The following is a 25,325-nucleotide window of genomic DNA, read 5'->3' on the forward strand; positions in this document are numbered from 1 at the left end:
ACGCCTACGCTTGATTAAATTTTGCTCTAAAAATTTAGCTTATAATCTAATCCGGTAATCCGGTTGATAGAGATAATATTCTAAAACTTGGTATAAATGAAACAACACAGAGATTAAAGCCGCATAGGATTTGATCGCAGCATAGGTAAATTAAATGGCGAAGGTAGCGTTGCTGATTGGGGTCAGTGAGTATGAGCCAGGGCTGAACCCTTTGCCCAGTGCAGTTAAAGATGTAGAAGCAGTTTGTGAGGTACTGCTGCATCCAGAGATGGGTGGATTTGCTGCGCCAGATATTACCCTGCTAAAAAATCCTGAACGACAAATTGTAGAAATTGCGATCGAAACGCTATTCTCTGGACGGCACAAAGATGATTTGCTGTTGCTGTATTTTTCGGGACACGGCATCAAAGACGATCGCGGTAGGCTGTATCTGGCAACTCGCAACACCAGTAAGACGCAGCAGGGCGAATTGATTCGCTCAACGTCGGTATCTGCCAATTTCATTCACGATCGCATGAGCGAAAGCCGCTCCCGGCGGCAGGTGGTGATCCTAGATAGCTGCTTTAGTGGCGCGTTTGCTGAGGGTATGTCTGCCAAAGATGACGGCACGATTGACATCCGGGAGCAGTTAGGCGGTGAAGGACGAGCCGTATTGACTTCTTCTACTTCAACTCAATATTCCTTTGAGCAAGAAGGGCAAGATTTATCGATTTACACTCGTTTTTTAATTGAAGGTATCAAGTCAGGAGAAGCTGATCGCGATCACGATGAGTTTATCTCCATTGATGAACTCCATGAATACGCCAGTCAGAAGGTGCGAGAAGTTCAGCCTGCGATGAAGCCCGAAATCTATGCAATTCGAGAAGGCTTTAAAATTCGACTGGCAAAGGTGGCTCCAGGCGATCCTAGGCAGCGATACCGTAAAGAGGTAGCGCGATTTATTCATCGAGGCGAAATTTCCTTTGTTGGTCGTCGGACATTGGATGTACTAAGGACTCGCTTGGGATTGGAGACAACTGAGGCGAAAGCGGTGGAAGATGAGGTGTTAGAACCGTATCGCAACGAGTTCCGCGAAAAACTCCAGCAGTATCAGCAGGTATTCACCGACCTACTGGAAAGAGATGAGACAATTACCGATAGCGATCGCCACGATCTGCAAAATCTCCAGCAAATCTTGGGGCTGCGGAATGAGGACACAATGCCCATTGAGGCACAGGTGACTGCACGCTTTAAGACGCATCAGCAAAACCTGCAAACTTATCAGCAGGCGTTTACAACGGCACTGCGACAGGAGTTTCCCCTAAGCACGGCAAGCCGCGATCGCTTACGGCAAACCCAGCAGCAATTAGAACTTGCGGATAGCGACATTGCCGCGATTGAATCTCAGATTACGGCTGAGATAGAGGCATATCACCAGAAACTCCAGGATTACCAACGGCTGTTTTTTACTGCCACGCAGCAGGAATATCCTCTCAGCGAGGCAACCCGCAATGACTTACGCCAACAGCAGCAACACTTGGAATTGACAGATGTAGATGTTGCACCAATTGAAGCGCAAATCACAACCCAAATTGAAAGCTATCATCAAAAACTCCAGCAGTACGAGCAGGCGTTTGTGAAGGCGACGCAGCGCCAGCATTATCCAGATGAGGTGACGCAAAAGCAGTTGCAGCAAACCTGGCAGACGTTGGGGTTGAGTGATAGAGATGTGGGTGCGATCGAGAGGCGGATTAATGCCGAGATTGAAACGCATCAAGCAAACCTGCGGAAATATGAGCAGGAATTTACAGAAGCTATTCAGCAAGAATATCCGCTCAGTACTTTCAAACGCTCTCAACTAACCCAACGTCATCAAGCGTTGAATCTGACTGCTGAGAATGTGACTGGAATTGAAAATCCAATTGTTGTGGCGATCGCGGAACATCGGCAAAAGCGGCAACAGTATAAAGAGGTGTTTCGAGACTCAATGCAGTTTGAATATCCTCTTAGTGATGCTACTCGTGAAGAACTACAGCGCTTTCAACGAATATTAGAACTAAATGATGCGGAAACAGCTGCGATCGAAGCAATTATTATTCAACCATCTTTAGAAGCAGAATACCGGAAACAGCAAGAGATAATCAGACAGCAGCAGGAAGCAGAATATCGCCAAAAATTACAGCAGATGGACATTACTGCAATTGAAACCAGAGTTGTAGCAAACCAAGAATCGATTAAACCTCCGGTTCAGCAGTTAAGCTCTGCTCAACCCACTCAACCGGCTCAAGAGGGAATAACCCGACAAAAGTTTTTGAAGTGGGCTGGCTTGGGAAGTGTAGGTTTGGTGACAGCAGTAGTAGGTCATGAAATTTTTAAGCGTCAATCACCGACACCTAAATCTACTAATCAACCTGCTAATCAACCTACTAATCAATCAACAACTATCTCTATAGCTGAACCTAAATATATTACCTTTAAGTTTGAAACGGTAACGGTAGATAAAAAGGGACAGGTAATTAAGCGAGATCCTAACAAGCAAGCTAAGTTCTTTAAGGAGGACTTAGGCAATGGCATAACTTTAGATATGGTTAAGATTCCTGGAGGCTCTTTTAATATGGGTTCGCCAACCGGTGAAAATGGTCGAGCCAATACTGAAGACCCACAGCACGCTGTCAATATCCCTGCTTTTTTGATCGGCAAATTTGAAGTGACTCAGGAACAGTACCAGCAAATAATAGGTAGCAATCCGTCTAAGTTCAAGGGAGCAAAACGTCCTGTAGAGGAAGTGTCCTGGGATGATGCAGTAGACTTTTGCAAAAAGCTGACTCAAAAAGCTGGGCGTGAATATTGCCTACCTAGTGAAGCAGAGTGGGAATACGCCTGTCGTGCAGGAACAACGACACCATTTCACTTCGGCGAGACGATTACAACTGAGTTAGCTAACTATGAGGGAGATTCCACTTATGCTTCTGCACTAAAAGGAAAAAATCGTCAAGAAACAACAGAAGTAGAAAGTTTTCCACCCAACGCCTTTGGATTATACGATATGCACGGGAATGTCTGGGAGTGGTGTCAAGATACTTGGCATGACAGCTATAAAGGAGCGCCTAGTGATGGAAGTGCATGGATAGATAATGATAATAAAATTCGGATGCTGCGGGGCGGTTCCTGGCACGACCTTCCTGGAAAATGCCGTTCCGCGTCCCGTAATCTCAACTTTAGGGTGGGGCGCGATCTCATTCACAGCAATCTTGGTTTTCGGGTTGTCGTTTCTGCCGTTGGGAGGATTGTTCAGTAGCCCTTTATACTTTAGCTACTTTTGCCCTCTGCCCTTCTTTCCTTTACCCTTTTTGAGTGTAGCGAAGCGGAACGATCTAATTTTTTTCAAAAATATAGAGTTATAAAGACTGCAACTAGAGATAATTATGAACCAAGAACTTACGTAAGCCATGCGTCAAAAGTTCAGCTATTCCCCAGAATCACTTTACTGACTATCGATGAGCTTCCATATATGCTCGCAGTAAGGTATTGATCTGCGTTTGATAACCCCGTCCTTGCGACTTAAACCACTCTAATACATCGCTGTCAATGCGTAACGTCACCTGTGCTTTATTTTTTGCCGCAGGTAAACCCCGTCGAACTGTAGCCTTGGCAAACAGTTCTGGTGTAATTTCTGGGCAATCTGATAAATCAATGTCTTCATCGCTCATAGCATCAAGCCGTTGCCAATCAGTCTGAGAATTGCTCGAAATAGATTCGTTGCTCATATTTGGTTGCCTTTCTTGCAGAAATAATCCGCGTTAAATCATCACTATCTGTATGCCTTTTGGTTTAATAATTATTCACAAACTACAGTCGTGCAAGCAATTGAACGGCTTTCTGGTTTAGGCTTAATTGTAATTTCTACATCATTACCTAAAATGTTTATAAATCTGATCAATCTATCTATTGAAAAATCTTTTAGTTTCCCTCTAGTTAAAGCAGATATTTTTGGTTGATCTATTCCAAGAACTTCGGCTGCTTGGACTTGATTTAATTGGTGATTAGCAATAATTTCACTAATTTTGCGTGCAAGTTCTGCTTTAATTAAGCGCTCTTCAGGATTAGACAATCCTAAATCAGCAAAGACATTTCCGTTACTAATATAAACATCATTTTCGTTGCTCATTTTTTACTCCACTGTTTTTGCTATTTCTTGTAAATAATCTTCCTGAGCAACCTTGAGTCTTTTTTTAACTAAATCTATATCTTGTTTTGGTGTAGCAATACCGTGTTTTGATTTTTTTTGAAATGAATGTAATAGGTAAACAAATCCTGCAAATTTAACAGTGTAAATTGACCTGTATGTATCTCCTTCAAAATCATCTACAATTTCTAAAACCCCAGTGCCTGTAAATCCATGCAAAGGTTTTGCGTCAGAATGCTTTTCACCATGTTGTGCTAAATCCAGAGCATAACCCATTACATCTCATCTTGCACATCTTCAGGGAAATCTTTTAAATCATCAAGAGTGCTTGCAATCCATTTGAGGGTTTTTTCTTGTTTTTTACTCATCTAATGCTAATTATGCTAATAATAGCATATTAAAGTATAAGCGCTGCCTACAGCTGTAAACTAGGCACCTGCTGGGCTTTGATGCAAAACTTAGTTTAAAGACTCCAACTAGAAATCATTATGAACTAAGAGTTTACCCAAGCGTAGGCGTAGCCCGTCGTAGACATCGCTAATCCTGAGAGAAACCAAGCTAAGGGTAAAATCAGGGCGGAGGGTCATAACAGCTAAAAGGAAAATTATATATGTCAAAAAAAATATATACTGCTAAGTCGTGGTTGGATAATGATACAGTAGCTGCCTGGACTTTTCTCACACCAGCACTAATTTTACTGGGCGTTTTTATCATTTGGCCGATCGCTTATTTGTTTTACCTCAGCTTTACTGCTGGTAGTTTCACCTTAAAAGGTACTTATTGGATAGGCTTAAAAAACTATTGGCGCTTGCTACTCAACCCCGACTTCTGGCAAGTTCTGGGTAACACCTTTTATTTTACTGTTGCCACCATTATTCCCAGTTTAGTTATCTCTTTGGCCTTGGCAGTGCTATTAAACCGCTCTATTCCCTTGCGGGGCATCATGCGGAGTGCATACTTTCTACCTTCGATTATTTCACTTGTGGCAGCCGGTTTGGGATTTCGCTGGCTGTTTCAAACATCAGGCCCAGTTAACGGACTTTTAGATTTTTTTGGCATTCCAGCCATCCCGTGGCTAGGAGATACATTTTGGGCAATGCCAGTAATTATTCTAATGAGTATTTGGAAACAACTCGGTTTCAATATGGTAGTTTTTTTAGCAGGCTTGCAAGCAATTCCTCCCAGCCGTTATGAAGCAGCAGATTTGGATGGGGCAAATGCTTGGCAACAATTTTGGTATATTACCCTGCCTGGATTGCGCCCTACTGTGATATTTGCAGTCATTACTACCGCGATTTTTACATTGCGGAGTTTTGAGCAAGTTTTTGTCATGACTGGCGGCGGGCCACTGAATTCCACTAATTTGCTAGTTTACTACATTTATCAAGAGGCTTTTGGTCAGTTTGATTTTGGTTATGCAGCAGCAGCAGCAACGGTTTTACTAGCAGTGACGCTGGTATTAGTTTATTTTCAACTGCAAACTTGGAAAGAGGAGTAGGGGGACTTTATGCATAGAGTATTCACCACTTCTGAATTCTGACTCCTGAATTCTGACTCCTGCTTTATTTTTTTGATAGGCTGCGATATTCCCAAGGATTAACAAATTTAGTGTCACTCCAAACCCCAACACGTTGTTCCTTGGCTTCAGCTTCGGCCTGTTGAACTAAGTCTTTGCTAGGACACTTGTTTAAGTAAGGACGATATACCTTTGCCAATCCTTCTTTTAACAATATCTGCTGCACAAAAGTGCCATTTTGTAAACGGACTTCGGCAATTTTGCGTCCATAGCGATCGCTATCTGTGATATTCAAAGTTACGCGATCGCCTCCTTGTTGCACCAGTTGTTGCACACGTTCTTGAGCTTTCACACCCCAAGTAAATTGATTGCGATCGCTAGTGCGTTTACTCTGCTTTTCTTTATTAGAGTGGGCTATTTCGGGCGCATCTACACAAGCAAAGCGCACGGTAAAATTTTTACCACTGCTATCTTTAACTACTATAGTATCGCCATCACTAACTCGCTCAACTGGTTCTCCAGAAGTATTGACAAAGCGATCGCAGCCTATCAAACCCAAAAATATGATAGTTGCACACAGCCAAAATCGTACTGGTTTATTTAATTTCTCCATCACAACTCACCTGCATTACCTCTGTGGCATGATATTAGCAAAATGACGAGATATATTTGTTAACCTTTGACATACTGCCACAGGCAATTGAAAATTCCAGCAGGTAAAACTCTTTGGCACACCCGAATAGAAAATGCACATTAGTATAAGAATTGTAACCTCCCAATTATCAGTGGCAATTTCTGATGAACTTCTTAACTCACATTCTGCATTTAGCTGGTTCAGGTGCTTTTGCCTATTACTCTGCTGCTCAAATTCGTGATTCTAAAACTCGTCCCAATATCCTGGCGGGATTTTATTTTGCTGAATCTGGTTCTGTGCCGTTTTTATCTGCACTTAGCGATCGCGCCGCAGCCGAAGGCGATACATGGTTAACCGAAAAACTAGCAAAACACGCATCAGATGAAACTAGGCACGGTAAAGTCTTTGCCCACGCCTTACAGCAGATGAATAAACAAGTTATAGATTTTAAGCGTCAACCCCAAACTACAACCACAAACAAATCACAACAGCAACGTAGTCCCTTTTTTGCAGCATTCTTTGAAGGCTACACCCAAGAACAACTTAAACCTGCTGTCATTGAGTGGGATGTGTTTATGGCTAGTACATACATTCTTGAGTTAGATGCTAGTAAAGACTTTGCGCGAATGGCGAAAGTATTACCTGATAACGAACCAACCGGTCGTAACTTGAAGTTAGGAATGCTAAGTATTGCCCAAGATGAAACTGGACATGCTGCTTATCTCTATGAAGCGATGATGCGACGGATGTCTGCTGCCAAAGTGGAAAAGCTTGTAGATATGTGGCGAACGCGCAAGGTAAACGCCTTGTTAGCAATGGTTGGCGGTATCCTCCAGCGTAACGGTGAAACGCGATCGCTAGTCCAAGATAGTGCGCCGTCGGAAATCGATTCTGAGTTGATAGCTACGTAACTATAGGACTCATATTTGATTGCGTGAAAAAACTCCGTACAACTTAAAAAGTCTTCTTTCCTATTGCCTATTGCCTTCTTCAAATTAATTCCACATTGCTTTCTCTGAAGCGCTATTCCCAAGTAGATTATGGAAGACCTAAAACAAGCAATAATCAGCTACTCCAGTAAAGACCTCGAACAGCGAAAAAATTGGTATTCTCCAGCAGCAGAGGCTTATAACAAGGCACGACCCCGCTATCCAGAGGATTTAATTCACCAAGTTGCGGAAATTGCTCAACTCTCCACTAACTCAAAAATTCTAGAAGTAGGATGTGGCCCTGCAACTGCAACGATAGCATTCGCTCAATTGGGTTGCTCAATGATTTGCTTAGAACCCAACCCAGATTTTTTTCGATTAGCTCAACAGAATTGTCAACCGTATCCCAATGTAGAGATTGAGAATACATCTTTTGAAGAGTGGACACTACAGACTTCTAAATTTGATGCCGTCTTAGCAGCAAGTTCTTTTCATTGGATATCACCAAAAGTAGGATATCCAAAAGCAGCAAGTGCCCTACAACAACCTGGCTACCTGATTTTACTATGGAACAAGGAACTTCAACCTTGCTATCAAGTATATCAACGCTTATCCAAAATCTATCAATTATATGCTCCATCGCTTGATCGATATGAAGACATAGAAACCCAAGAAGAGATATTGAGAGGATTAGGAAATATGTCCATCGATTCGGGCCAATTTAAAGATTTAATATCCGGGCAAGTTGCATCTGAAGTGACATATAATGTTGATGAATATTTAATGCTTTTAAACACTTACTCGCCGTACCTAAAGTTAGCCCCACACAGCAAAGAAGCATTATTTACAGGATTGAGGCACAGCATAGAAGATGACTTTGGAGGCAGTCTTCATCTCTCATATATCTCCGCTTTTCACATTGCCAAAAAAATTTAGTCCATCAAAGAGAGCAGTTAAATTTTGTGGAGTGTTGTAGATGTACCCATACTTTTAACTAGCGGTACTACCAGCAAACCTAAGTAAGGTACTTCTTAAAAACTGACTATGAAAGCTGAAGCAGAAAACAATCTCAGGCTGACTTGTGAAGTAGAAACAACCCTAAAGGTAATTGGCGGACGCTGGAAAGTTTTGATTATTAGAGAGTTAATGACTGGCGTAAAAAGGTTTGGTGAGTTACAACGAGCTTTACCCGGAGTTACGCAAAAGATGTTGACTCAGCAACTTAGAGAAATGGAGCAAGACGGCATTATCCATCGAGAAGTTTATCCTCAAATTCCACCAAAAGTAGAATATTCACTAACGCATTTAGGAGAAACTTTGCAACCAATTCTCTATGCTATGCATGAATGGGCTGTTCAACACTCAAATCGAACAAATCACCATCAATTTTGAGCATGGGTAATAAATAATAATTACTCATTTTAAATTTGAGATAGGAGATTATTTTTGAATCTTGAATTGTTTATTTAGACATGTCTAGAATTAATAGAGACGCAATATTTTACGTCTCTACATTTTTTTTGAAGACGTTTATTCATTGCTTCTTAAATATTCAATCGCTGCCTCCAATTTTGAGGGGTAACTTTCAGCGAACCTTTCAAACCAAAGTCCTTCCGACGAAAGTGGATCTACTTTGGCTAACCATTCTTTTGCCTGTATTTTCAAACCCTCTAATTGTTTGGCTTTGAGTTGTTCTTGGCGAATTCGCTCCTGTTCTAGTTCTTGTTGTTTTTTTAACTCAATAGCAGCATCCTCTTCTGCAAAATTAGCCTTAACTTCTGCCAAAATGTTATCCATAAAAGATGCCGATTTTGGCGATGATGGAATAAAGGATTTGGCTGTGCTTGATTTTGACTGTTGCTGTTGTGGTTGTACTGCTTTATATTCAGTTTGGAGTTCGGCTAACAGCTTATCAATGGAATCCATTTTTGCAATTCCTATATAATGATATATCTAGTCATTAATGGCATTGAGCAACACTTCTGATAGACTCATATCTTCCATATCTTCCATAGTAATGGTGTCACAGATATCAAACTTAGCACCAGCACTTTGAAGTTCATCATCTAAGACTTTCAGAAAGCGAGTAGCTTGTGGATCTGTGCCGACTTGAATGAAGGAAATGGCTAATTCTTCATCTCGATCGATGCGGCGAGAAGCTTCAATAATTACCTTCATAACTGCTTTGCGATCGTCTGGTTCACCATCAGTAACCACTAAAATTGTTTCACCATTTGGCTTTGTTTGACCGGCTGCTTTGCGTTGTAAGTAATCGTCAGTTGCGTGTTTCAACACACCTGCCAAGTCAGTTGTACCAGAGGGATCATTTTCTCGGAAAATTTGCCCTACTAGACTGGATGTCACATTTTCGTATCGCTTGAATTTACCAGAAAATAAATAAATAGTGATACCATCTGGGTCAAATTGCTCACACTTGCTAGCTAAAGCCAAAGTAGATTCCTGCGCTGCAAACCATCTACTTCTGCCACCTTTTTGATCTTGGGTTGCCATGCTGCCGCTTTTGTCAATAATTAAGGTGTAATCACGATTTTCTAGCATTTATAATTTTCCCAATTATTTAATAAAAAACTTTAAACTAATCAGTCAGTTATTGCGTTAGTCAATACATCTACAAGACTCATTTCTTCTAAGTCGTCTAAAGTAACCGTGTCGCAAATATCAAATTTAGCGCCGACACTTTGTAACTGGTCATCCAAAGCTTTAAGGAACTTAGTTGCTTGGGCATCTGAACCTACTTGAATGATCGAAATTCCTAATTCTTCATCACGCTCTATCTGGCGAGTAGCATGAATGATAACTTCAAATACAGCTTTGCGATCGTCTGGTTCACCATCGGTGATGACTAAAATTGTCTCTCCATTTGGCTTGCTTTTACCGGCTGCTTTGCGTTGAAAGTAATTATTGATTGCGTCCTGAAGCACACCTGCTAAGTTTGTCGTCCCAGCAGGGTCATTTTCGAGAAATATCTGTGCGACTTTGGCTGAAGTGACATCATCGTAGCGTTTAAATCTACCGGAAAACAAGTAAACGGTGATGCCATCGGGGTCAAACTGTTCGGCCTTTCTTGCCAAAGCGAGTGTAGACTCTTGGGCAATCTCCCATCTACTTCTACCGCCCACTTGGTCGGGTGTGGACATACTACCGCTTTTATCAATGATTAATGTATAGTCGCGATCGCTCATCATAATTTTCCTCTGATTGTTACCCTGCAATTCTAGTCTAACTCCGTTTTTTTACCAGTAAGCAAAGCCTTTAAGCTTTTGTATCAATTTCTACGTGAACTAGCCGCACTGACTTGGATTACAAAGTACAGTGTGGACTTCCAATTTCACCGAGAAATGCCGTATCTCGGATCAGAATATAGATGAAGCTAGTTTATAGTTATAGTCTGCGATCGCTTTATATCATGTCCTCCTAATCACTTAGGATATGCCATTGTGATTGGAACACAGCAATTGCATGAGTTCGAAGATTGCTTCTCTACGAGATGCTCCATGAACACTTCGTTTGCAATGACAACTAATTAGCCGGACATGATATTACCTAATTCAGCAAATATCATTGTGCATGAGGCTGTCGGTTTTTCGCCTGTAAGTGTATCTAGCATAATTAAGTATAAAATTACTGCGTATTGCAATGTCAGTAGGTGGCAAGTATCTCTGTAACAAGAGGCACCTCTATCAGTAAATCGTCCTCTTTTTTGCTAGAAGTCCAAAAATTGTCTCTATGGAATGATGGCTTTATTTACTGCTTGATTCTTGCAGAAGTCTATGATAGCATCCGTACAAACAACAAACTACTATAAACCGATCGGTTTATAGTAGTTTAAAGCTACATGCCATTGGTAAAACTGCTTAATTAAATTTATCAGCTAAAAATTTCATTTAAATTTTTAGCTAATTGCCAGTAGTGCAAACGGTAGAAATTCAGTAGCGAAAAAACGAAAACATTAAATATTTACTAATCCATTATGGTAGAAATATCGCGCAAATCTTACTTAAAGCTGTTCAATTACTCTCTACTATTCTTAGTAGGTGGAGTATTCAGTTTATCCACGACTTTAGTCAGTTGTAAAGCACCAAATACACCAGAGCAAACCGCTAACGCCTCTAATAGCTCTAATAGCACTAAGACAAAAGTCTTACACATGGGCTATATGACAGCTGGAGACTTACTCAAGATTCAAGGACTGTTAGAGAAACGTTTAACCCCACTGGGTATGAAAGTCGAATGGTCAAAATTTGCTGCTGGCCCACAACTTTTGGAAGCAATGAATGTAGGAAGTGTAGATTTCGGCTTTGTCGGTGAAACTCCCCCCATCTTTGCTCAAGCGTCGGGTGTTCCTTTTGTTTATGTTGCTAGTAGCAAACCTGGAACTGGTGAGGGAACTGCTGTTGTAGTCGATAAAGATTCTCCAATCAAGACAATAGCTGACCTCAAAGGTAAAGGATTGGCCTTTCAAAGAGCTACTGCACAGCAGTATTTCGTTTTGAAGGTTTTGCAAGAAGCAGGGCTGAAACTCAGCGATATTAAACACATTAATCTCACACCATTAGAAACTCGTGCTGCATTTGAGCGTAAGAGCGTTGATGCAGCTGTAATTGGCGACCCCCATCTTGCTCTATTTCAGAAAACTGGTAGGATTCGGATTATCCGGGATGGTAAAGGGATTACTACCCAAGGAGGCTACTGGTTAGGCTCACGTAATTTTGTTAAAGATAATCCTGATGTAGTTAAAGTCATCTTAGAAGAAGTCAATAACATCGGCAAATGGGCTGAAGCTAACCCACGTAAAGTAGCTGAATTGATTTCACCTGAAGCAAAAATTGATGTTCCAACACTAGAACTGGTATCAAAACGTAGGCTTTATACATTAAGACTCCTTAATGAAGAAGTTTTGTCAGGACAGCAAAAGATTGCTGACTTATTTTATGAGCAGAAATTTATCACTAAGAAAATCAATGTTAAAGAAGCGACACTTTCCTCGGAACAATATGCTACTTTAACCCCTTTAGAAGTTAAGCCTTGAGCATATAATTCGTAATTCGTAATTCGTAATTTTAAGAGCTTTTATTACGATTAGATTTACAAAGGTTGCAAAAGAATTATGTTGTGTATCAACGTCAATACGTCGTTTTAGGTTTTTATTAATCATTCTTTGATGAGAATAGAGCTTCGTTGTAGGGACAATTCATGAATTGCCCCTACGACAGATGTGGTTTTTCCAATAATCTATATTTGCTCTTTCTTGCCAATGAAGTAGTAATTACGAATTACGAATTATCTCAATGCCTCCACTTCTTCAGGAACCTTCATTTGGTCGAGAATTCCCCAGATTTCTTGTAACATCGGCTCTAAGCCGGTGCGAGTAACTGCTGAAATTATAAAAACCGGGGCGTAGGAGAGATGATTAAGTTGGGTAGCTAAAGCCTCCAAATCGACAGTTTCCCGATCTACGGCATCAATTTTATTCAGCGCCAAAATTTGTGGACGTTCTGCTAAACCCTGTCCATAAGCTTTTAATTCTTCTTTAATTGTGTTGTAATCCCTAATCACATCATCACTAGTGGCATCAATCAAGTGAAGTAACACTCGCGTGCGCTCAATATGACGCAAGAAATCATGCCCCAACCCAGCCCCATGAGATGCTCCCGCAATTAGTCCAGGAATATCGGCGAAAACAGTACCATCGCCAGTTGGTTTTCGTACTACACCCAAATTTGGGATCAAAGTAGTAAAGGGATAGTCGGCAATTTTAGGACGTGCTGCTGATAAAGATGAAATTAGAGTGGATTTTCCAGCATTTGGTAAGCCAATAATCCCCACTTCTGCCAAAAGTTTCAACTCCAGACGCAGCTGCTTTATTTCCCCCGGTAATCCTGGGAGGGCGTATTCTGGGGCGCGATTACGGTTACTCAAGAAATGCTGATTTCCCAGTCCGCCTTTACCACCTTGGGCAATCAGTAAAGTCTGCTGAGGCTCAGTTAAATCTCCCAGCAGTTCGCCAGTTTCAGCATCATAAATAGTTGTACCGCAGGGAACTTCGATAATTAAATCCTTTCCTCCTGCTCCGGTGCAGTTATTTGGCCCACCACGAGTTCCTTTTTCTGCCTGAAAGCGATGATTATATCTGAAGTCCAGCAAGGTTTGTAGGTTTTCGTCGGCTACGAAAAATATCGAACCGCCTCGCCCTCCATTACCACCAGAGGGGCCACCAGTCGGCACGTATTTCTCTCGCCGGAAGGCGACAATACCATCGCCGCCCTTACCAGCTTCAACTTCAATTTTTGCTTGATCGATAAATTGCATACTTAAATAATAATGAGAAGTGAAGAGTGAGGAGTTACAAATTATAACTCCTTACTCCTCACTCCTAACTCTAACTAAATATATGGTGAAACATCTTCACCACATTTATCTGCTAGATAAGAGAGGGCGCGGAAACGTAAGCCCACCAGTTGCTCATACAAGGGGTTGATTTTACACATTGGGGGGATGTGGACAATCTTGCGTCCAAATAAGGTGACATCCCGCTCAAAGGGACACTGGGAGGGAATCATTTTACACAAAAAGCGGGCTACTCTTGGGTCTTGGATATCTAGCCCATCCAGCCAGTCACGCAGGGGGTGTAGTGCATCAATTTGACGCTTTGTAAGTCCAGGGCTGGCGATCGTAGGGGTAAGTTGCTGTGGGTGTTCTAGGGTATGGCGAAGGGCTTCTAGTAACTCCTCTGGCTGTTCTAAGGCTTGACAGAACTGATGCAGAACCTCATCTTCACTGGGAGAATAAGTACCATCTGCGATCGCTACCATTATCGCTGTCCTTAAGAAATTTTCCGCAGCTGGTGTACCTTTACCCAACACTGCGGCTAATTCCTCTGGCGTAATTACCTCTAGCGAGTCCCATTTAATCTTAGGAGCTAATTCATCTTTGGTGATATTGGCTATTAATTCCTGTTCTTGGGCATCAAAATTACCATCTGCCCAAGCAATGGTGAGCAGCCCACGCAACCAAGCGGCAATCTGTTCGCTGCTATAGGGGGATTGAACGGTACTTGTCATAAACTCACGTCTCAAGCTTTCCTCAGTCACTACTAAGCTACCCTAATCGGCGACTGAGAAGATAGTCAGGGCAACACAGAAAAATAAATCAGAGAGGTTTTCAAATCGCAAAAGCCGATCTTAGGGTAAAATTCATTTATCATATTATTGAGAATTTTTATAGTTAAAGCAAAATTGATTGGAGTATCTCAAATATTCGTGCTACGTCTCTACAAGGGTTCTAGGAAAGCATATTTAATTTTTGGAAATATCTATCTATTAGTCAGATTAGATTAACTATAAGCAATAAAGGTATAGATAATGTTTTTCTTTGGCATTGAGCATGAAGTCGCGTTCCTAAATAAAGAAGGTAAATTTGCTGATTTTTCCCACACAAAATTTGCTGATTTTAATCAAATTATTGAAAAGTTACCCACATATCCCAGCGATTATCCTCAACTGCGCGTAGGTGATGCGGGTATTAAGATGAAGAGATGGTACATTGAGGGATTTGAAAGGTTTGCAGATTCCGATGAAGTGATAGACTGTCATGTTAAAGGTATTGAAATTAGAACAACTATACATTCTGATATTCAAGGCGCTATTACAGAATTATCAGAAAGTTTTCACTTACTACGTGAAGTTGCTGCTAACTTTGACTTATCACCAGTTTTGGTCAGTTTTAATCCCTACAATCCGGCTTTTGAACCTAAACCTCCATTAAATGATTATGAAATCAAACAGCTAGAGGCTTATCCTGACGAACAAACTGCTAATATTCACATGGTGTCTTATGGGCCAGATTTAAATATTTCAGTGGCAGATTTGTCTACTGAAAGTGTGATTGATATTGGCAAAAAGCTAACTTATTATAGTCCCTATATCGTCCCTTTTAGTTATAGCTCCCCTTTTTATAACGGAGGTTTATGGGATGGGTTATCGGTACGAACGTTTATCAGAACTGGGAAAAGGCCAGCAGCCCTAGTTTTTGTTCAGAAAGAAGAACAACTAATTAATAGTATACCTTCGCTAACAAAAATCGCCCGCATTCCGGCTGAAGTAGGACGCATTGAATTTAAAGCTTGTGATAGTTGTGATGATTTTTTAATCTACGCGTCTTTGCTAGCTTTATTGAAAGGTTTGGTGCTAGATAACACCTTACTAGGTAGAAAAACTGTACCCGATGCAGTATTACATCAAATTTCAGCAAAAGAAGGTTTTGACAACGAGGATATTTTTGAGAATGCAACAAAAGTCTTGCAAGCAGCTGAAGTTGCCTTGGGAAATGACCCAGATGTTCATTATTTAATGCCCTTAAAAGTACTGCTGGCAAAGCGAAAAACAAGATCCCATGAATTAATAGAAATGTTCAATCGTGTAAGTTCAATAGAAGAGGTAATAGGGCAGACTTATCAAGTTTAAAGAAAAGATTTATTTTTCCCCTTAAAAAAGGTAATATTTATATAAATTTATACTTTACAAATCTCCTGTAAAGTGCATCATTGTGAAAGTGCTTTGATTGGATAAAGTCGAGGTGACTGAACAGAAATCCCAAAGTCATTAAGCTGTGACAACTATATTAAGTCGATATATCTAGAGACTGATTTTTATTGCAACCACAGATATAGAAAAGTTCATTCTAGAGATTGATGCAGACTTTAGCATTTTCAAAGTACAAGTAGAAACAGGGAACCTTGAGAAAAGAATGTCAATATCAAATGTAAGAATTTTGCTACAGAATTAAGGTGGTATTTGCTTATTATCCCTTGCTAATTCGATGCAGAAATACAGAGATAATTTCTTCATCTATTCATCAGGTTCCTTTGACAAGAACTTTCAGATTGAAGTGTGACGTGCTATTTTTATTATTGCTCAATTTGCCAAATAAAAGTATAAGCTCCGCTTTTTCAGTGAAAGTTCTGCGTTGTTAAAGCTGTTATCGAGGATTTCAAATGAAGATTATTGCTTCTGTTTTATCTATCTTAAGCCCAGTACGTTTTTTAGTTGTGGCTTTTACTTGCGCCATACTACTGTTATCTAGTGCTTTTCCCGCTTTTGCGATCGATAGCTATCAAAGTAATCCTACCGAAGGCACTACACAACTGCTTGACATTCAGCGCAAAACTGACGAAGCTGCTAAAGAACCACCACAAGGATTGAGAAAGGTTCAAAAGGAGTCTAACGAAGGACTCAATGAGGTTCAGGGAGCTGCTGATATTGACAAGCAGAAGCGTCCAGAAAATTCACAGGGTGCAACCTCTGTGGAAGAAAATATTAAGAATGTATTGGAGAAAGTTACAGGTAAGTAACTAAATTAATAGTTCTGGTAATTTTTTGCTAGTAATGGGTCATTGCCTAAAAGCAGTGGCCCATTACTAATCTTAATCTGGCAAATTTAATTAAGTATCCAATTTAGGTAAACTAAGTTTAGATAGTTTTAATTACAGATATCTTCACGACATACACAAACAATATGATTTTCAGTTAAAAGCAATTCATGAATTGCCCTTACCTAGAAAGTGTATTTTTTTGTGTATCTTCTAGTTTTTACTAACTATTATATTCAATCTTTTATGTTTGGAGCTTAAAAAACAATAAAATTAGCTAATTACTAGACTATTAGCATAATGCTACCTATTAAGACATAGGCATAATTAGGAATACTGTAATTAATTTAAGCTCATAATGTTACCTTTGGTTGATGTGGAATGTATATGAAATTTGAGAAGTTAGTAAATAAGTTTGCTTAGGGATGGAAAAATAATGCGTGCGATAAATATTGGGTTGACAGAAGAACAGCGTCAAGGTGTAATTAATCTGTTAAATAAAGATTTGGCAGATGCCTATCTACTGTTGGTGAAAACCAAAAAGTATCACTGGGATGTCGTTGGCCCTCAGTTCCGCTCTTTGCACCAGCTTTGGGAAGAACACTACGAAAAGCTGACTCTAAATATTGATGCTTTGGCAGAGCGAGTTCGTGCTTTGGGTGGTTATCCAGTTGGCACAATGGAAGGATTTCTTAAGATTGCTACCCTGAAGGAACATGCTGGTAATGTTCCCACAGCAACGAAGATGGTAGCTAATTTAGTGCATGATCACGAGCAGGTTATTCGTAACTTAAGAGACCATGTAGATCAGTCTGGTGATGATTTCCACGATCAAGGAACTGCTGACTTTTTAACTGGACTGTTGGAACAGCATGAGGAGATAGCTTGGATGCTGCGTTCATTTATTGAAGGAGAGGCATTAGATCCAGATGGTAGACAGCCAGCATCTGGGGCTAAGACTCCTGTAGGTGTGTAGTTTATAACGTCTGAGTTGAGATGGCTGTCTGTAAAACCAGTTAGAAGCAGGATTGATTCCTGCTTCTAACTGGTGTAAAAGAATTAATCTGCCTGCATCTATCTCTTCACCATATCCATTACACAAATAAAATAATACAGGGAGATTACTTAAGTGACAGAAGTATACAAAGCAGAACGTACTATATCTGCTGTATTCAAAGAACAGAAGCAAATTGATGATGTAATTCGACGTTTACTAGACAGGGGTGTACCTAGAGATCATATTTCGATCATGGGCAGAAACTTCCAGTCAGAAACTAGAATTGCTGGGTTTATTAGTAAAAAGGATGTGATTCTGGGAGGTTTGAGAACGGGGGCAGTTTTTGGTTCCTTGTTTGGTTCCTTTCTCAGCTTGCTCACTGGTGTAGGCGTACTATTTATTCCCTTTGTTGGCCCAATCGTAGCAGCCGGGCCTATTGGTGCAGTGTTGCTGGGAGCTGCAAGTGGAGCGATCGCAGGTAGTGCAGGTGCCGGTCTTGTGTCGGTTCTAACTACTTTGGGGATGCCAGAAGATAAAGCGGCTATCTACCAAACCCGCTTACAAGCTGGCGAATTCTTACTGATGGCAGAAGTTCCGAGCGATCGCACTGGCGAATTTCAATTGCTACTCGAAAGTGCTGGTGGCGAAGAAATTAACACTATCGAAAAAACCTTTGCTCGCCCTTGTCCTGGACAGTGCAATAGTCCAGATGACTTGTCTCCTGAAGTTCGCGCTCATCTTTCTGATGAAGCTCAACGCACATTCATTGAGCGTTATAACACTGTCTTCAATGAGAAAAATGACGAGTTCACAGCCGAACAAGCTGCTTGGGAGTCTGTTCATCAGCAATATGATGAAGATCAAAACGGCGTTTGGTCAAAAGCTAAAGTTAAAGCTTAAATTACTGCGCGTTAGTAATTATATAAATCCGCTTTGATTTTTGTTCATGTAGGGTGGGCAGGTAGGAGGCAATAGGAAAGAAGGTTTTTTGAGCTGTACGGGGTTTTTTCAAAAATTAAATATGAATCCTATATATGGGAATCATATTTGATTCATAAAATTACTTATGTGATGCGCGTTCGCGTTTGCGGAGCGTGTCGCAGACAAGCGTCTCGCAGAGAAGTGCAGCACAAGCACAATAGGAAACTCGAAAGAAGGCTATTTGAGTTGTACTGAGTTTTTCAAAAATCAAATATGAGTTATATAGCAATTCTATTTAAATTGTAAGAATTGCAAGCCGTATGTCCCCGACTTATCAAAGAAGTTGGGGATATTGCTTATGTGCAGTTTTAAATCTTCTCTATGGCAATTTATAACTACCAACACGCAAATTTAATTGACCTTGACGCGGGTTTTGGGTGAATATAAATGCGCCTTCTTCACTTTCCCCACTAGATAAAAAGTCAATCTGTTGCTCTCCTGTTTCTGTAACTTTGCCGTCAATCATTAACTCAGCCATAATCTGAACTGACTCAGCTGTATCTCCTCCACTATTCACAACTTCAAAGGGAACATAAAATTGGCCATCAATTTCCCGAATTGTTTCTTTTTTGGTAACAGAAAGAATGGGAGGTTGATTCTTTTCGTTCAACCAAGTGTAACCTACTAAACTCACAATGATTGCTAGGATAAATGAGGCGACGCTGAATGTTATCCACTCAGCTATTGAGCGCTTTGGTGGTTGTTCTGTTTGAGTCATATTGCTAACCTGCCGGCTGCACCGCCAATAGTTGCAGGTAAGCCCAGCATCAAGGTGTGATCTAACCACATTGTCCAAGGATCGCTAAAAGTTAACTTTTGAAAGAACCACAGCATAAAAGCGCTTGCTAAGAGTGATACTAAGTAAGACATAATAGTTTCGCTCGATGGTCGTTGGAAAATTCCCTTTTGCTCTCTTCGCTTTTGCTGGTCAGAAAAGCCTGCTTGAAATACAATGCCATAAGCAATTAGTAAAGATGTGGCAATCATTGCTAACTCCCAAGGTGGCGAGGCTGCGGCTGCAAGCATAGTAATTTCATCTGTTGGAGCGATGTTAAATGCAATTATGGTTGCACCAATTAGGGTTCCGCCCACATCGGCAAAGGTGGCGTTTAACTCATCTTTTTGGTTGCTGGTCGTGCTGTCGAGCTTTTGCGCTTCTCCATTGCTGTTTCTACTATCTCCCAACAACTGGTTGGCTAATGCTACACCAAGAGCAAATGGTACACTTTCAAAGATGATTTTACCTAAAGATTCTTTTAGGGAAGTTTCTAGTGTCAATTCTCGCAATAGTAGCAGCACAAAGGTAGAGCAAGCTAGTCCGATCGCGATCGCTTCTACGGTATCCATTGCGGCTTGAGGAGCTAGCCAGTTATATCTGCGTTTCCGAAAGCCTTCTATCTGATTGAGCAAGTACACCACGATAAACATCAATGCGATCGCCATCATCATCAGTTGTGGTTTTGCCCGCGATCCAATCCACCAAACTTCCATTGTGTACAGTAAAGGGATGCCAAATAAAAAACCTCCGCAAGCACCCCGAATAATGTCATTAATCTCACTCCTCCATACATTTTTTTGACGTTTTGTTGCCACTCCTTTTCTGCCCTTTTATTGAAAATTTACTTTGACTGCTCTAATTTTCTATGAAGATGTATATAGCAGTCCTAAATACTTTGTGAAAAGTTAAATCCCCGACTTGTTTGAGAAGTCGGGGATGTGAACAGTGCAAATTTCTGTGACTTCGGATTTTTTTACCCGCTTACTCTTGTTGCTCACCGTATCTATCTTAAGATACATAACCGACCGAATTATTCTATCGGTTGATGGAGGTCAAAAATAATACACTATTGTTAGTTTATGTAATAGCTGAATCAACTACAAGCTAGACATAAAAACCATGAGTACCGAAAAAAGAGTAGAAGCTACCGTAAAGAATATTGAAGGAAAAATCCAAGAGGTTGTGGGTGAAATAACTGGAAATCCACAAGATAAAGCTGAAGGACAAGCAAAGCAAGCTGAAGCCCAAGTTGGTCACACTGTAGAAAACATTAAAGATGAACTCAAGAAAGCTTTAGAATAATTTAGTTTTTGCAGTGCAGCAACACTAACCATGATTCATTACTGATATTTTAACATTAATTACTCCACTTCCTCAAGGTTAGTGGAGTTTTTGTATTTGCGTAAAATCTGAAAGGGTAAATTCCTAAGAAATTGCTTTTAACCACGATTTTTCTAGAGATTTAATTTAACTAATAACTGGCACGATTAGCTAATAGGTTCCAGAGAAAGATGGCAATTATTGCGCCAATTACAGCAACAATGACACCTGGTATACTAAGGGTTGCAGCAGTTAATTGAAATCTCCCTGTCTCTAAAAGAGTAACTAAAATTCCTCCGATCACAGCACCTACAATACCTAAAACCATAGTTGAAGCAATTCCACCACCTTGACGACCAGGATAAATGGCTTTTGCTATAGCTCCAGCAATTAAACCCAGAATGATCCAAGCAATAATGTTCAGCATAATTTCATCCACCAAAAAACTTAATCACTAGCTTAGAAATTACAATAGTGTTTTCCTTCTACCCGAAGGTATAAGTATTAAACTTCAATAACAATTAATAGCTTTTATAAAAATTAGATTGTAATGTTTTGACAATTAAGTATAGCCTCAATCTTGACTACAAGGACACAGAGGCGCTAACGGCTTCCTTTGAAGTCCATTTAAGATGAGAAAATATCAAGAATTCTTGGGAGGAATCAATCCTCATGACTTTTATTGTTGCTAAATGGACGATTGAAGAGTATCACCGCATGATTGATGCTGGAATTTTGAGCGATCGCAAAGTTGAACTACTTAAGGGGGAAATTGTCGAAATATCGCCGGAAGGAGAACCCCATGCTTATTGTAGTGATGAAGCTGGTGAGTACGCAACAAAATTGACATTGACTGCGGGAACAATTCAACCGCTAGCATTTCCAGATATTTCTGTTGGGGTGGAACAGATTATTAATAGTTAAGTTAATGTACAGTTAATTAAAATTTCATGCGCTTGTGTTAAATTTAAAATTAAATTCCATGACTTTTTCCAATTACCCAATTACGCCGGAAAAACCGGGCTAAAGCTGATTCTTCTAAAGATAAATAAATTGGCCGTCCGTGGGGACAGGTGCGAGGGTTGCGAGTGCGTTGCCAATTATCTAAAAGTGTCTGCATTTCTTGTTGATTCATCGGTATACCATTACGAATGGCACTGCGACAGGCGACAGCTACTTGCGCTGTTTGTAAATCACCTCCCCAACTAAGCTCTAAAATTGCTTCTGCACAGTCGTCTCGCTGTCGCAAAGGTGCGGGGATATTTCGCACCGCCCAAAGTTGCTCGCCAAAGGGTTCTATGTCTAAACCGATGCGTTGCAGTTGCGATACTTGCGCTGGCGACAATTGATAAAGAATGATTGGCGGTTCGACGGGGACAAGTTGCCAATCATCGCATAATTGCTCATACAAAACTCGCTCATGGGCAATGTGCTGTTCTACTAACCACATACCACCTGGATGTTCAGCCACAATATAGGTGTTGCTGACTTGAGCGACAGCTTTTAAAGAATTAGGATTTTTGCGATCTTCCTTGGGATTTTGAGAATTGAAATTGTAGCCACCTTTAGCTTCTGCGGCTTTGAGTAATTTACTAACTCGTGTTGTGTGAACAGCTTCTTTGAGATTGGGAGAAGAGATACTGAGCGCTTGGTTAATTGCTTGGGTAATTTGCTCTTGCCAATAAATGATTTCGTTGAGGTAAATTTCTGTTTTTGCTGGATTGCGATTCCAGTTAATTTGATCGGGGGAAATGGCAAGATGTAAGAAACAAATTGGATAGCGATCGCGTGGTAATGTTCTGTGAAATGCTGATAATATCGTTTGCTCTAGTTCCGGTGTTTTAACCATCCGTCCATTAATGGCTACACGTACCCAATCTGGACGATGACGATGACAGCGATCGGGTAATCCTACCACTAAATTGAGTGAGGAGTGAGGAGAGACGCGATGAATCGCGTCTGTACAAGAGTTGGCAGGGTTGGGTATTTCGAGTTTGACTTCTTGCAAATCACCTTGTCGCACTTGGGGTAAAATCTGCGGTAGCAATTGCCTAGTTGTCGCAGCCGGAGAGATGGTGAACCATTGACGGTCATTTTGCCAAATCTGCCAGGTGACGTGGGGATGACACAAGGCGATTTGGTGAATTGTAGTTTGCACGGCTTTCATTTGCTGTGCGACTGTGGGCAATCCCTGACGACGTGATGAGCAATTACCGAAAAGATTGGAAACTGTCACCACTGTACCAGGTGCGATCGCAGTTACTTCAACTTGCACAACTTTCCCACCATCGCCATAACCAATTCGCCATCCTAATTTTCCACCCACAGGACGACTCAAAATTTCTAAATCTGCCAGAGTCGTCAAACTATGCAACGCTTCACCACGAAACCCTAAACTGTTAATTTTCCATAAATCGGCACTAGAGTGAATTTTACTGGTGCTGTGGGCTGTGGCTGCTTGTTGCAAATCATCTAGGTTCATTCCACAACCATTATCTGCCACGCGAATTCGCCATTGCTGCGGCCATAAAGAAACCACAATTCGCGTTGCACCTGCGTCTAGGGAATTTTCTATCAATTCCCGCACCACAGAGGCTAAGGAGTCGATTACCTCACCAGCTGTAATAAGATATACGACTTCTGTTGGTAGAGCTTGAATAGTAGATGCCATAAATTATAGTTTATAGCTTCTGGGCGTAAGGTAAGTAGGGAGAGATGAGAGATTATTTTCAACTAGCTAGTTGCAAATTATTAACTTATTACACTGAAAACTCAATTAAAAGGCGATTTTTGATAAATTGCTTGTGAGGTTATAAGCAGGAAAAGCTTATGAGTAATAATTTAGTTGCTGATGTCCATGATTTAAAGACCCGTTTGCAATGGGGTCAACCAGGTTTTACAATTGTTGATGTGCGCGATCGCCACACCTACAATCACGGTCGGATCAGTGGAGCAATACCCATTCCATTAGACGATTTGGCATCTAAAGCCAAATCTGCCCTACATAAAGAACGCCATATCTATATTTATGGCGACACTGATGAGCATACAACCCAGGCTGCACAAATTCTGAGAGGGGCAGGGTTTGTTGAAGTAGCTGAAATCAAAGGTGGCCTTGCAGCTTGGATTTCAGCCGGCGGTGCTACAGAAGGTGTTGGCGCTTAAACTTAACCCAGGCATACTAATCTAAGTCTATTTATTTCATCATTGCTGGTTTTTTGTACTGCACATTAGACTTCTAGCAAAAATCAGAATTAGCGAAAAATTAACCACAAATAAACACCGATGAATTATCTGTGAACATCTGTGGTTTAATTTCTAAAACATTGTTTTTGTAAAATATCTATTGTGCATTACAGCTTTCTCTACAGCATCATAATAAAAACCAGTGATCGCAACATTAATTAACATTAAATCACCTTACTTTTTGCTTATCTTTAGGTGGTCGTTAATTACTATCTCTTGTTGCCAAAACTTTAGGTGGTTCAGGTTTGAGCAAATCGTTCAACAAAGATGCAGGACGTTCACTGTAAGGCCAAGCGAAAGCATGACGGAAAGCGGCATCCTGACAAGCTTGTAGTTGTTTAAAACTGATAATGTCGTAAGTTAAGAGATTTTCATACTCAAACGGTAGACGCACATTGTGCAACCCAGCATTATCAGTACAGATAGCAATATCGACCCCAGCATCAAAACAACGGTCAAAAACTAATTTGAGTTGACGTATATCCTGCAAAGTACCAGTTTTTAAGTAAGTTGTCGGGCAAACCTCTAAACACTGTCCGCGTCTAGCTACATCATTAAGTAACTCTGGATACAGTAGGGGGATTTGAATACCGTGACCGATTCGCATGAGATAGGGTAACAGTTCGGGATAACAACCGGCCGTGGTTTCATATAGATGTCCCGTGGTTTTAACGCCTAGCGATCGCGCATAATCATATAAGCTAATCCATTCTTCTAAGCGATCGGCATAATAGCTATCACCCCCTGCGACATCGACTGCACAGACATACTGCTGATTTTGTGCAGCTAAATCAACAATCGCCTTGTTCACCTCATAAGGTAAACGAGTGTGCATACAGAGAATTTGGCTAGTAACAATCGGATGTTCTGGCTGGTGGCTAGCAAGTCCTACTACTTTCACAATTTCTGCCATCTTGTCAATTCTCTGTGATTGATTCAGATGTTCAGGTGTCCGCAAATAGGGAGTGTAGCGCAGTTCCAGATAAGCCAAATTTTCAAAGATGTAAGCACCTCGCACCAAGCGATAGATAAAGTAAGGCAAAGTCTCAACTGTTTGCACACTTTCTACCAAGGTGTGTAATTCTAGATACTCATCCAGGGTGTTGCGTGGACGGGTGTAAAAATCTTCAAATTGTGAATAGTCAGCAAAACGGGAAATCAACTCCGAAGAATGTCGCTCGAAATATCGCCATAGAACTCGCGGTACGACGGAACCGCCTAGATGTCTATGTAATTCAGCATATAAAGCCATAGTGGTATTTTTAGGTAAAAATTTCAATAATTGTAACAAAAACATCGAAAGAAAAAATCCTACTCGCAAAAATTTAGAGCAAAGTGGGGATTTGCCACCATCTGAATTTTCAACCCAAG

General features: G+C 40.8%; 27 protein-coding genes. 13 read left to right on the top strand and 14 right to left on the bottom strand.

From position 1 onward, the window contains the following. Positions 1-154 precede the first annotated feature (154 nt). Positions 155-3,277: a caspase, EACC1-associated type gene (locus H6G86_RS39870; protein WP_313931075.1), complete on the top strand. Its 3,123-nt coding sequence runs from the start codon at positions 155-157 to the stop codon at positions 3,275-3,277. Positions 3,278-3,470: 193 nt separating this feature from the next. Here the strand turns inward: H6G86_RS39870 and H6G86_RS15840 are convergent, their stop codons facing one another. From H6G86_RS15840 to H6G86_RS15850, 3 genes are all read right to left on the bottom strand, one after another. After that, on the bottom strand, positions 3,471-3,746 hold the full coding sequence (locus tag H6G86_RS15840; RefSeq protein ID WP_190935122.1) for a BrnA antitoxin family protein: 276 nt from the start codon (positions 3,744-3,746) through the stop codon (positions 3,471-3,473). Between the two features lie 71 nt (positions 3,747-3,817). Further along, on the bottom strand, positions 3,818-4,147 hold the full coding sequence (relB, locus tag H6G86_RS15845) for a type II toxin-antitoxin system RelB family anti-toxin (protein WP_190935123.1): 330 nt from the start codon (positions 4,145-4,147) through the stop codon (positions 3,818-3,820). 3 nt (positions 4,148-4,150) lie between these two features. Further along, positions 4,151-4,441, bottom strand: coding sequence for a type II toxin-antitoxin system RelE/ParE family toxin (locus H6G86_RS15850; RefSeq protein WP_190935124.1), 291 nt, complete (start codon positions 4,439-4,441; stop codon positions 4,151-4,153). Between the two features lie 334 nt (positions 4,442-4,775). On the opposite strand from H6G86_RS15850, the gene H6G86_RS15855 reads away from it, so the two are divergent. Beyond that, positions 4,776-5,663: a carbohydrate ABC transporter permease gene (locus H6G86_RS15855; protein WP_190935125.1), complete on the top strand. Its 888-nt coding sequence runs from the start codon at positions 4,776-4,778 to the stop codon at positions 5,661-5,663. A gap of 64 nt (positions 5,664-5,727) precedes the next feature. Here H6G86_RS15855 and H6G86_RS15860 read toward each other — a convergent pair whose 3' ends face one another. After that, positions 5,728-6,294, bottom strand: coding sequence for a thermonuclease family protein (locus H6G86_RS15860; protein ID WP_190935126.1), 567 nt, complete (start codon positions 6,292-6,294; stop codon positions 5,728-5,730). Between the two features lie 185 nt (positions 6,295-6,479). Here H6G86_RS15860 and H6G86_RS15865 point away from each other — a divergent pair, with 185 nt between their 5' ends. The 3 genes from H6G86_RS15865 to H6G86_RS15875 all read left to right on the top strand — a co-directional run bounded on the left by H6G86_RS15865 (position 6,480) and on the right by H6G86_RS15875 (position 8,636). Beyond that, on the top strand, positions 6,480-7,226 hold the full coding sequence (locus H6G86_RS15865; protein ID WP_190935127.1) for a ferritin-like domain-containing protein: 747 nt from the start codon (positions 6,480-6,482) through the stop codon (positions 7,224-7,226). Positions 7,227-7,355: 129 nt separating this feature from the next. Next, positions 7,356-8,180, top strand: a complete 825-nt coding sequence (locus H6G86_RS15870; RefSeq protein WP_190935128.1) for a class I SAM-dependent methyltransferase — start codon at positions 7,356-7,358, stop codon at positions 8,178-8,180. A 108-nt stretch (positions 8,181-8,288) separates the two neighbouring features. After that, positions 8,289-8,636 (top strand): winged helix-turn-helix transcriptional regulator, encoded by a 348-nt coding sequence (locus H6G86_RS15875; RefSeq protein WP_190935129.1) that lies wholly within the window; start codon positions 8,289-8,291, stop codon positions 8,634-8,636. A gap of 138 nt (positions 8,637-8,774) precedes the next feature. Here H6G86_RS15875 and H6G86_RS15880 read toward each other — a convergent pair whose 3' ends face one another. The 3 genes from H6G86_RS15880 to H6G86_RS15890 are packed head-to-tail and all read right to left on the bottom strand — an operon-like array spanning position 8,775 to position 10,450. Further along, positions 8,775-9,170 (bottom strand): salt stress protein, Slr1339 family, encoded by a 396-nt coding sequence (locus tag H6G86_RS15880; protein WP_190935130.1) that lies wholly within the window; start codon positions 9,168-9,170, stop codon positions 8,775-8,777. Between the two features lie 27 nt (positions 9,171-9,197). Continuing rightward, positions 9,198-9,803, bottom strand: a complete 606-nt coding sequence (locus H6G86_RS15885) for a vWA domain-containing protein (RefSeq protein ID WP_114085107.1) — start codon at positions 9,801-9,803, stop codon at positions 9,198-9,200. A gap of 41 nt (positions 9,804-9,844) precedes the next feature. Beyond that, positions 9,845-10,450 carry a vWA domain-containing protein gene (locus H6G86_RS15890; protein WP_190935131.1) on the bottom strand — a complete coding sequence of 202 codons (606 nt, stop codon included), beginning with the start codon at positions 10,448-10,450 and terminating at the stop codon, positions 9,845-9,847. Between the two features lie 785 nt (positions 10,451-11,235). Here H6G86_RS15890 and H6G86_RS15895 point away from each other — a divergent pair. Beyond that, a complete protein-coding gene (locus H6G86_RS15895; RefSeq protein ID WP_190935132.1) occupies positions 11,236-12,294 on the top strand; it encodes an aliphatic sulfonate ABC transporter substrate-binding protein in 1,059 nt (352 codons plus the stop codon). Positions 12,295-12,545: 251 nt separating this feature from the next. Here the strand turns inward: H6G86_RS15895 and obgE are convergent, their stop codons facing one another. Next, positions 12,546-13,574, bottom strand: coding sequence for a GTPase ObgE (obgE, locus tag H6G86_RS15900; RefSeq protein WP_190935133.1), 1,029 nt, complete (start codon positions 13,572-13,574; stop codon positions 12,546-12,548). Between the two features lie 74 nt (positions 13,575-13,648). Beyond that, positions 13,649-14,326 (bottom strand): Mo-dependent nitrogenase C-terminal domain-containing protein, encoded by a 678-nt coding sequence (locus tag H6G86_RS15905; protein WP_190935134.1) that lies wholly within the window; start codon positions 14,324-14,326, stop codon positions 13,649-13,651. Between the two features lie 300 nt (positions 14,327-14,626). Between H6G86_RS15905 and H6G86_RS15910 the strand changes: the two genes are divergently transcribed. The 4 genes from H6G86_RS15910 to H6G86_RS15925 all read left to right on the top strand — a co-directional run bounded on the left by H6G86_RS15910 (position 14,627) and on the right by H6G86_RS15925 (position 18,529). Then, a complete protein-coding gene (locus H6G86_RS15910; RefSeq protein WP_190935135.1) occupies positions 14,627-15,727 on the top strand; it encodes a glutamate--cysteine ligase in 1,101 nt (366 codons plus the stop codon). Between the two features lie 530 nt (positions 15,728-16,257). Then, a complete protein-coding gene (locus tag H6G86_RS15915; RefSeq protein WP_190935136.1) occupies positions 16,258-16,614 on the top strand; it encodes a hypothetical protein in 357 nt (118 codons plus the stop codon). Positions 16,615-17,068: 454 nt separating this feature from the next. Beyond that, on the top strand, positions 17,069-17,608 hold the full coding sequence (locus tag H6G86_RS15920; RefSeq protein WP_190935137.1) for a Dps family protein: 540 nt from the start codon (positions 17,069-17,071) through the stop codon (positions 17,606-17,608). Positions 17,609-17,761: 153 nt separating this feature from the next. Continuing rightward, positions 17,762-18,529, top strand: coding sequence for a ChaB family protein (locus tag H6G86_RS15925; RefSeq protein ID WP_190935138.1), 768 nt, complete (start codon positions 17,762-17,764; stop codon positions 18,527-18,529). A gap of 400 nt (positions 18,530-18,929) precedes the next feature. On the opposite strand, the gene H6G86_RS15930 is transcribed toward H6G86_RS15925, so the two are convergent. Both H6G86_RS15930 and H6G86_RS15935 read right to left on the bottom strand, forming a co-directional pair. Then, entirely contained in the window at positions 18,930-19,328 is a 399-nt protein-coding gene (locus H6G86_RS15930; RefSeq protein WP_190935139.1) for a TIGR02588 family protein, read from the bottom strand. Next, positions 19,325-20,203, bottom strand: a complete 879-nt coding sequence (locus H6G86_RS15935) for a TIGR02587 family membrane protein (protein ID WP_190935140.1) — start codon at positions 20,201-20,203, stop codon at positions 19,325-19,327. Before H6G86_RS15935 ends, H6G86_RS15930 begins: the two co-directional genes overlap by 4 nt. Before the next feature lie 304 nt (positions 20,204-20,507). Between H6G86_RS15935 and H6G86_RS15940 the strand changes: the two genes are divergently transcribed. Next, positions 20,508-20,690 (top strand): CsbD family protein, encoded by a 183-nt coding sequence (locus H6G86_RS15940; RefSeq protein WP_012409675.1) that lies wholly within the window; start codon positions 20,508-20,510, stop codon positions 20,688-20,690. 169 nt (positions 20,691-20,859) lie between these two features. Here H6G86_RS15940 and H6G86_RS15945 read toward each other — a convergent pair whose 3' ends face one another. After that, complete coding sequence (locus H6G86_RS15945) at positions 20,860-21,132, bottom strand: GlsB/YeaQ/YmgE family stress response membrane protein (protein ID WP_163932145.1); 273 nt, start codon at positions 21,130-21,132, stop codon at positions 20,860-20,862. A 248-nt stretch (positions 21,133-21,380) separates the two neighbouring features. Between H6G86_RS15945 and H6G86_RS15950 the strand changes: the two genes are divergently transcribed. Further along, on the top strand, positions 21,381-21,632 hold the full coding sequence (locus tag H6G86_RS15950; RefSeq protein ID WP_163932118.1) for a PDDEXK family nuclease: 252 nt from the start codon (positions 21,381-21,383) through the stop codon (positions 21,630-21,632). A gap of 49 nt (positions 21,633-21,681) precedes the next feature. On the opposite strand, the gene mutL is transcribed toward H6G86_RS15950, so the two are convergent. Beyond that, positions 21,682-23,379 carry a DNA mismatch repair endonuclease MutL gene (gene mutL, locus H6G86_RS15955; protein WP_190935141.1) on the bottom strand — a complete coding sequence of 566 codons (1,698 nt, stop codon included), beginning with the start codon at positions 23,377-23,379 and terminating at the stop codon, positions 21,682-21,684. Positions 23,380-23,537: 158 nt separating this feature from the next. Here mutL and H6G86_RS15960 point away from each other — a divergent pair, with 158 nt between their 5' ends. Beyond that, on the top strand, positions 23,538-23,873 hold the full coding sequence (locus H6G86_RS15960; protein ID WP_114085120.1) for a rhodanese-like domain-containing protein: 336 nt from the start codon (positions 23,538-23,540) through the stop codon (positions 23,871-23,873). 283 nt (positions 23,874-24,156) lie between these two features. Here H6G86_RS15960 and H6G86_RS15965 read toward each other — a convergent pair whose 3' ends face one another. After that, positions 24,157-25,206, bottom strand: a complete 1,050-nt coding sequence (locus H6G86_RS15965; RefSeq protein WP_190935154.1) for an adenosine deaminase — start codon at positions 25,204-25,206, stop codon at positions 24,157-24,159. Positions 25,207-25,325 lie beyond the last annotated feature (119 nt).

The organism is Nostoc sp. FACHB-133 (assembly GCF_014698055.1).
GTDB lineage: Bacteria > Cyanobacteriota > Cyanobacteriia > Cyanobacteriales > Nostocaceae > Nostoc.

What these genes read in the sequence shown, in the direction of transcription:
- H6G86_RS15885 (WP_114085107.1), bottom strand. Translation starts at nt 9,803, where the DNA reads ATGCTAGAAAATCGTGATTACACCTTAATTATTGACAAAAGCGGCAGC.
- H6G86_RS15850 (WP_190935124.1), bottom strand. Translation starts at nt 4,441, where the DNA reads ATGGGTTATGCTCTGGATTTAGCACAACATGGTGAAAAGCATTCTGAC.
- H6G86_RS15870 (WP_190935128.1), top strand. Translation starts at nt 7,356, where the DNA reads ATGGAAGACCTAAAACAAGCAATAATCAGCTACTCCAGTAAAGACCTC.
- H6G86_RS15895 (WP_190935132.1), top strand. Translation starts at nt 11,236, where the DNA reads ATGGTAGAAATATCGCGCAAATCTTACTTAAAGCTGTTCAATTACTCT.
- H6G86_RS15940 (WP_012409675.1), top strand. Translation starts at nt 20,508, where the DNA reads ATGAGTACCGAAAAAAGAGTAGAAGCTACCGTAAAGAATATTGAAGGA.
- H6G86_RS15840 (WP_190935122.1), bottom strand. Translation starts at nt 3,746, where the DNA reads ATGAGCAACGAATCTATTTCGAGCAATTCTCAGACTGATTGGCAACGG.
- H6G86_RS39870 (WP_313931075.1), top strand. Translation starts at nt 155, where the DNA reads ATGGCGAAGGTAGCGTTGCTGATTGGGGTCAGTGAGTATGAGCCAGGG.
- H6G86_RS15920 (WP_190935137.1), top strand. Translation starts at nt 17,069, where the DNA reads ATGCGTGCGATAAATATTGGGTTGACAGAAGAACAGCGTCAAGGTGTA.
- H6G86_RS15865 (WP_190935127.1), top strand. Translation starts at nt 6,480, where the DNA reads ATGAACTTCTTAACTCACATTCTGCATTTAGCTGGTTCAGGTGCTTTT.
- relB (WP_190935123.1), bottom strand. Translation starts at nt 4,147, where the DNA reads ATGAGCAACGAAAATGATGTTTATATTAGTAACGGAAATGTCTTTGCT.
- H6G86_RS15965 (WP_190935154.1), bottom strand. Translation starts at nt 25,206, where the DNA reads ATGGCTTTATATGCTGAATTACATAGACATCTAGGCGGTTCCGTCGTA.
- H6G86_RS15890 (WP_190935131.1), bottom strand. Translation starts at nt 10,450, where the DNA reads ATGATGAGCGATCGCGACTATACATTAATCATTGATAAAAGCGGTAGT.
- H6G86_RS15930 (WP_190935139.1), bottom strand. Translation starts at nt 19,328, where the DNA reads ATGACTCAAACAGAACAACCACCAAAGCGCTCAATAGCTGAGTGGATA.
- H6G86_RS15880 (WP_190935130.1), bottom strand. Translation starts at nt 9,170, where the DNA reads ATGGATTCCATTGATAAGCTGTTAGCCGAACTCCAAACTGAATATAAA.
- H6G86_RS15855 (WP_190935125.1), top strand. Translation starts at nt 4,776, where the DNA reads ATGTCAAAAAAAATATATACTGCTAAGTCGTGGTTGGATAATGATACA.
- H6G86_RS15860 (WP_190935126.1), bottom strand. Translation starts at nt 6,294, where the DNA reads ATGGAGAAATTAAATAAACCAGTACGATTTTGGCTGTGTGCAACTATC.
- H6G86_RS15960 (WP_114085120.1), top strand. Translation starts at nt 23,538, where the DNA reads ATGAGTAATAATTTAGTTGCTGATGTCCATGATTTAAAGACCCGTTTG.
- obgE (WP_190935133.1), bottom strand. Translation starts at nt 13,574, where the DNA reads ATGCAATTTATCGATCAAGCAAAAATTGAAGTTGAAGCTGGTAAGGGC.
- H6G86_RS15950 (WP_163932118.1), top strand. Translation starts at nt 21,381, where the DNA reads ATGACTTTTATTGTTGCTAAATGGACGATTGAAGAGTATCACCGCATG.
- H6G86_RS15910 (WP_190935135.1), top strand. Translation starts at nt 14,627, where the DNA reads ATGTTTTTCTTTGGCATTGAGCATGAAGTCGCGTTCCTAAATAAAGAA.
- H6G86_RS15915 (WP_190935136.1), top strand. Translation starts at nt 16,258, where the DNA reads ATGAAGATTATTGCTTCTGTTTTATCTATCTTAAGCCCAGTACGTTTT.
- mutL (WP_190935141.1), bottom strand. Translation starts at nt 23,379, where the DNA reads ATGGCATCTACTATTCAAGCTCTACCAACAGAAGTCGTATATCTTATT.
- H6G86_RS15905 (WP_190935134.1), bottom strand. Translation starts at nt 14,326, where the DNA reads ATGACAAGTACCGTTCAATCCCCCTATAGCAGCGAACAGATTGCCGCT.
- H6G86_RS15875 (WP_190935129.1), top strand. Translation starts at nt 8,289, where the DNA reads ATGAAAGCTGAAGCAGAAAACAATCTCAGGCTGACTTGTGAAGTAGAA.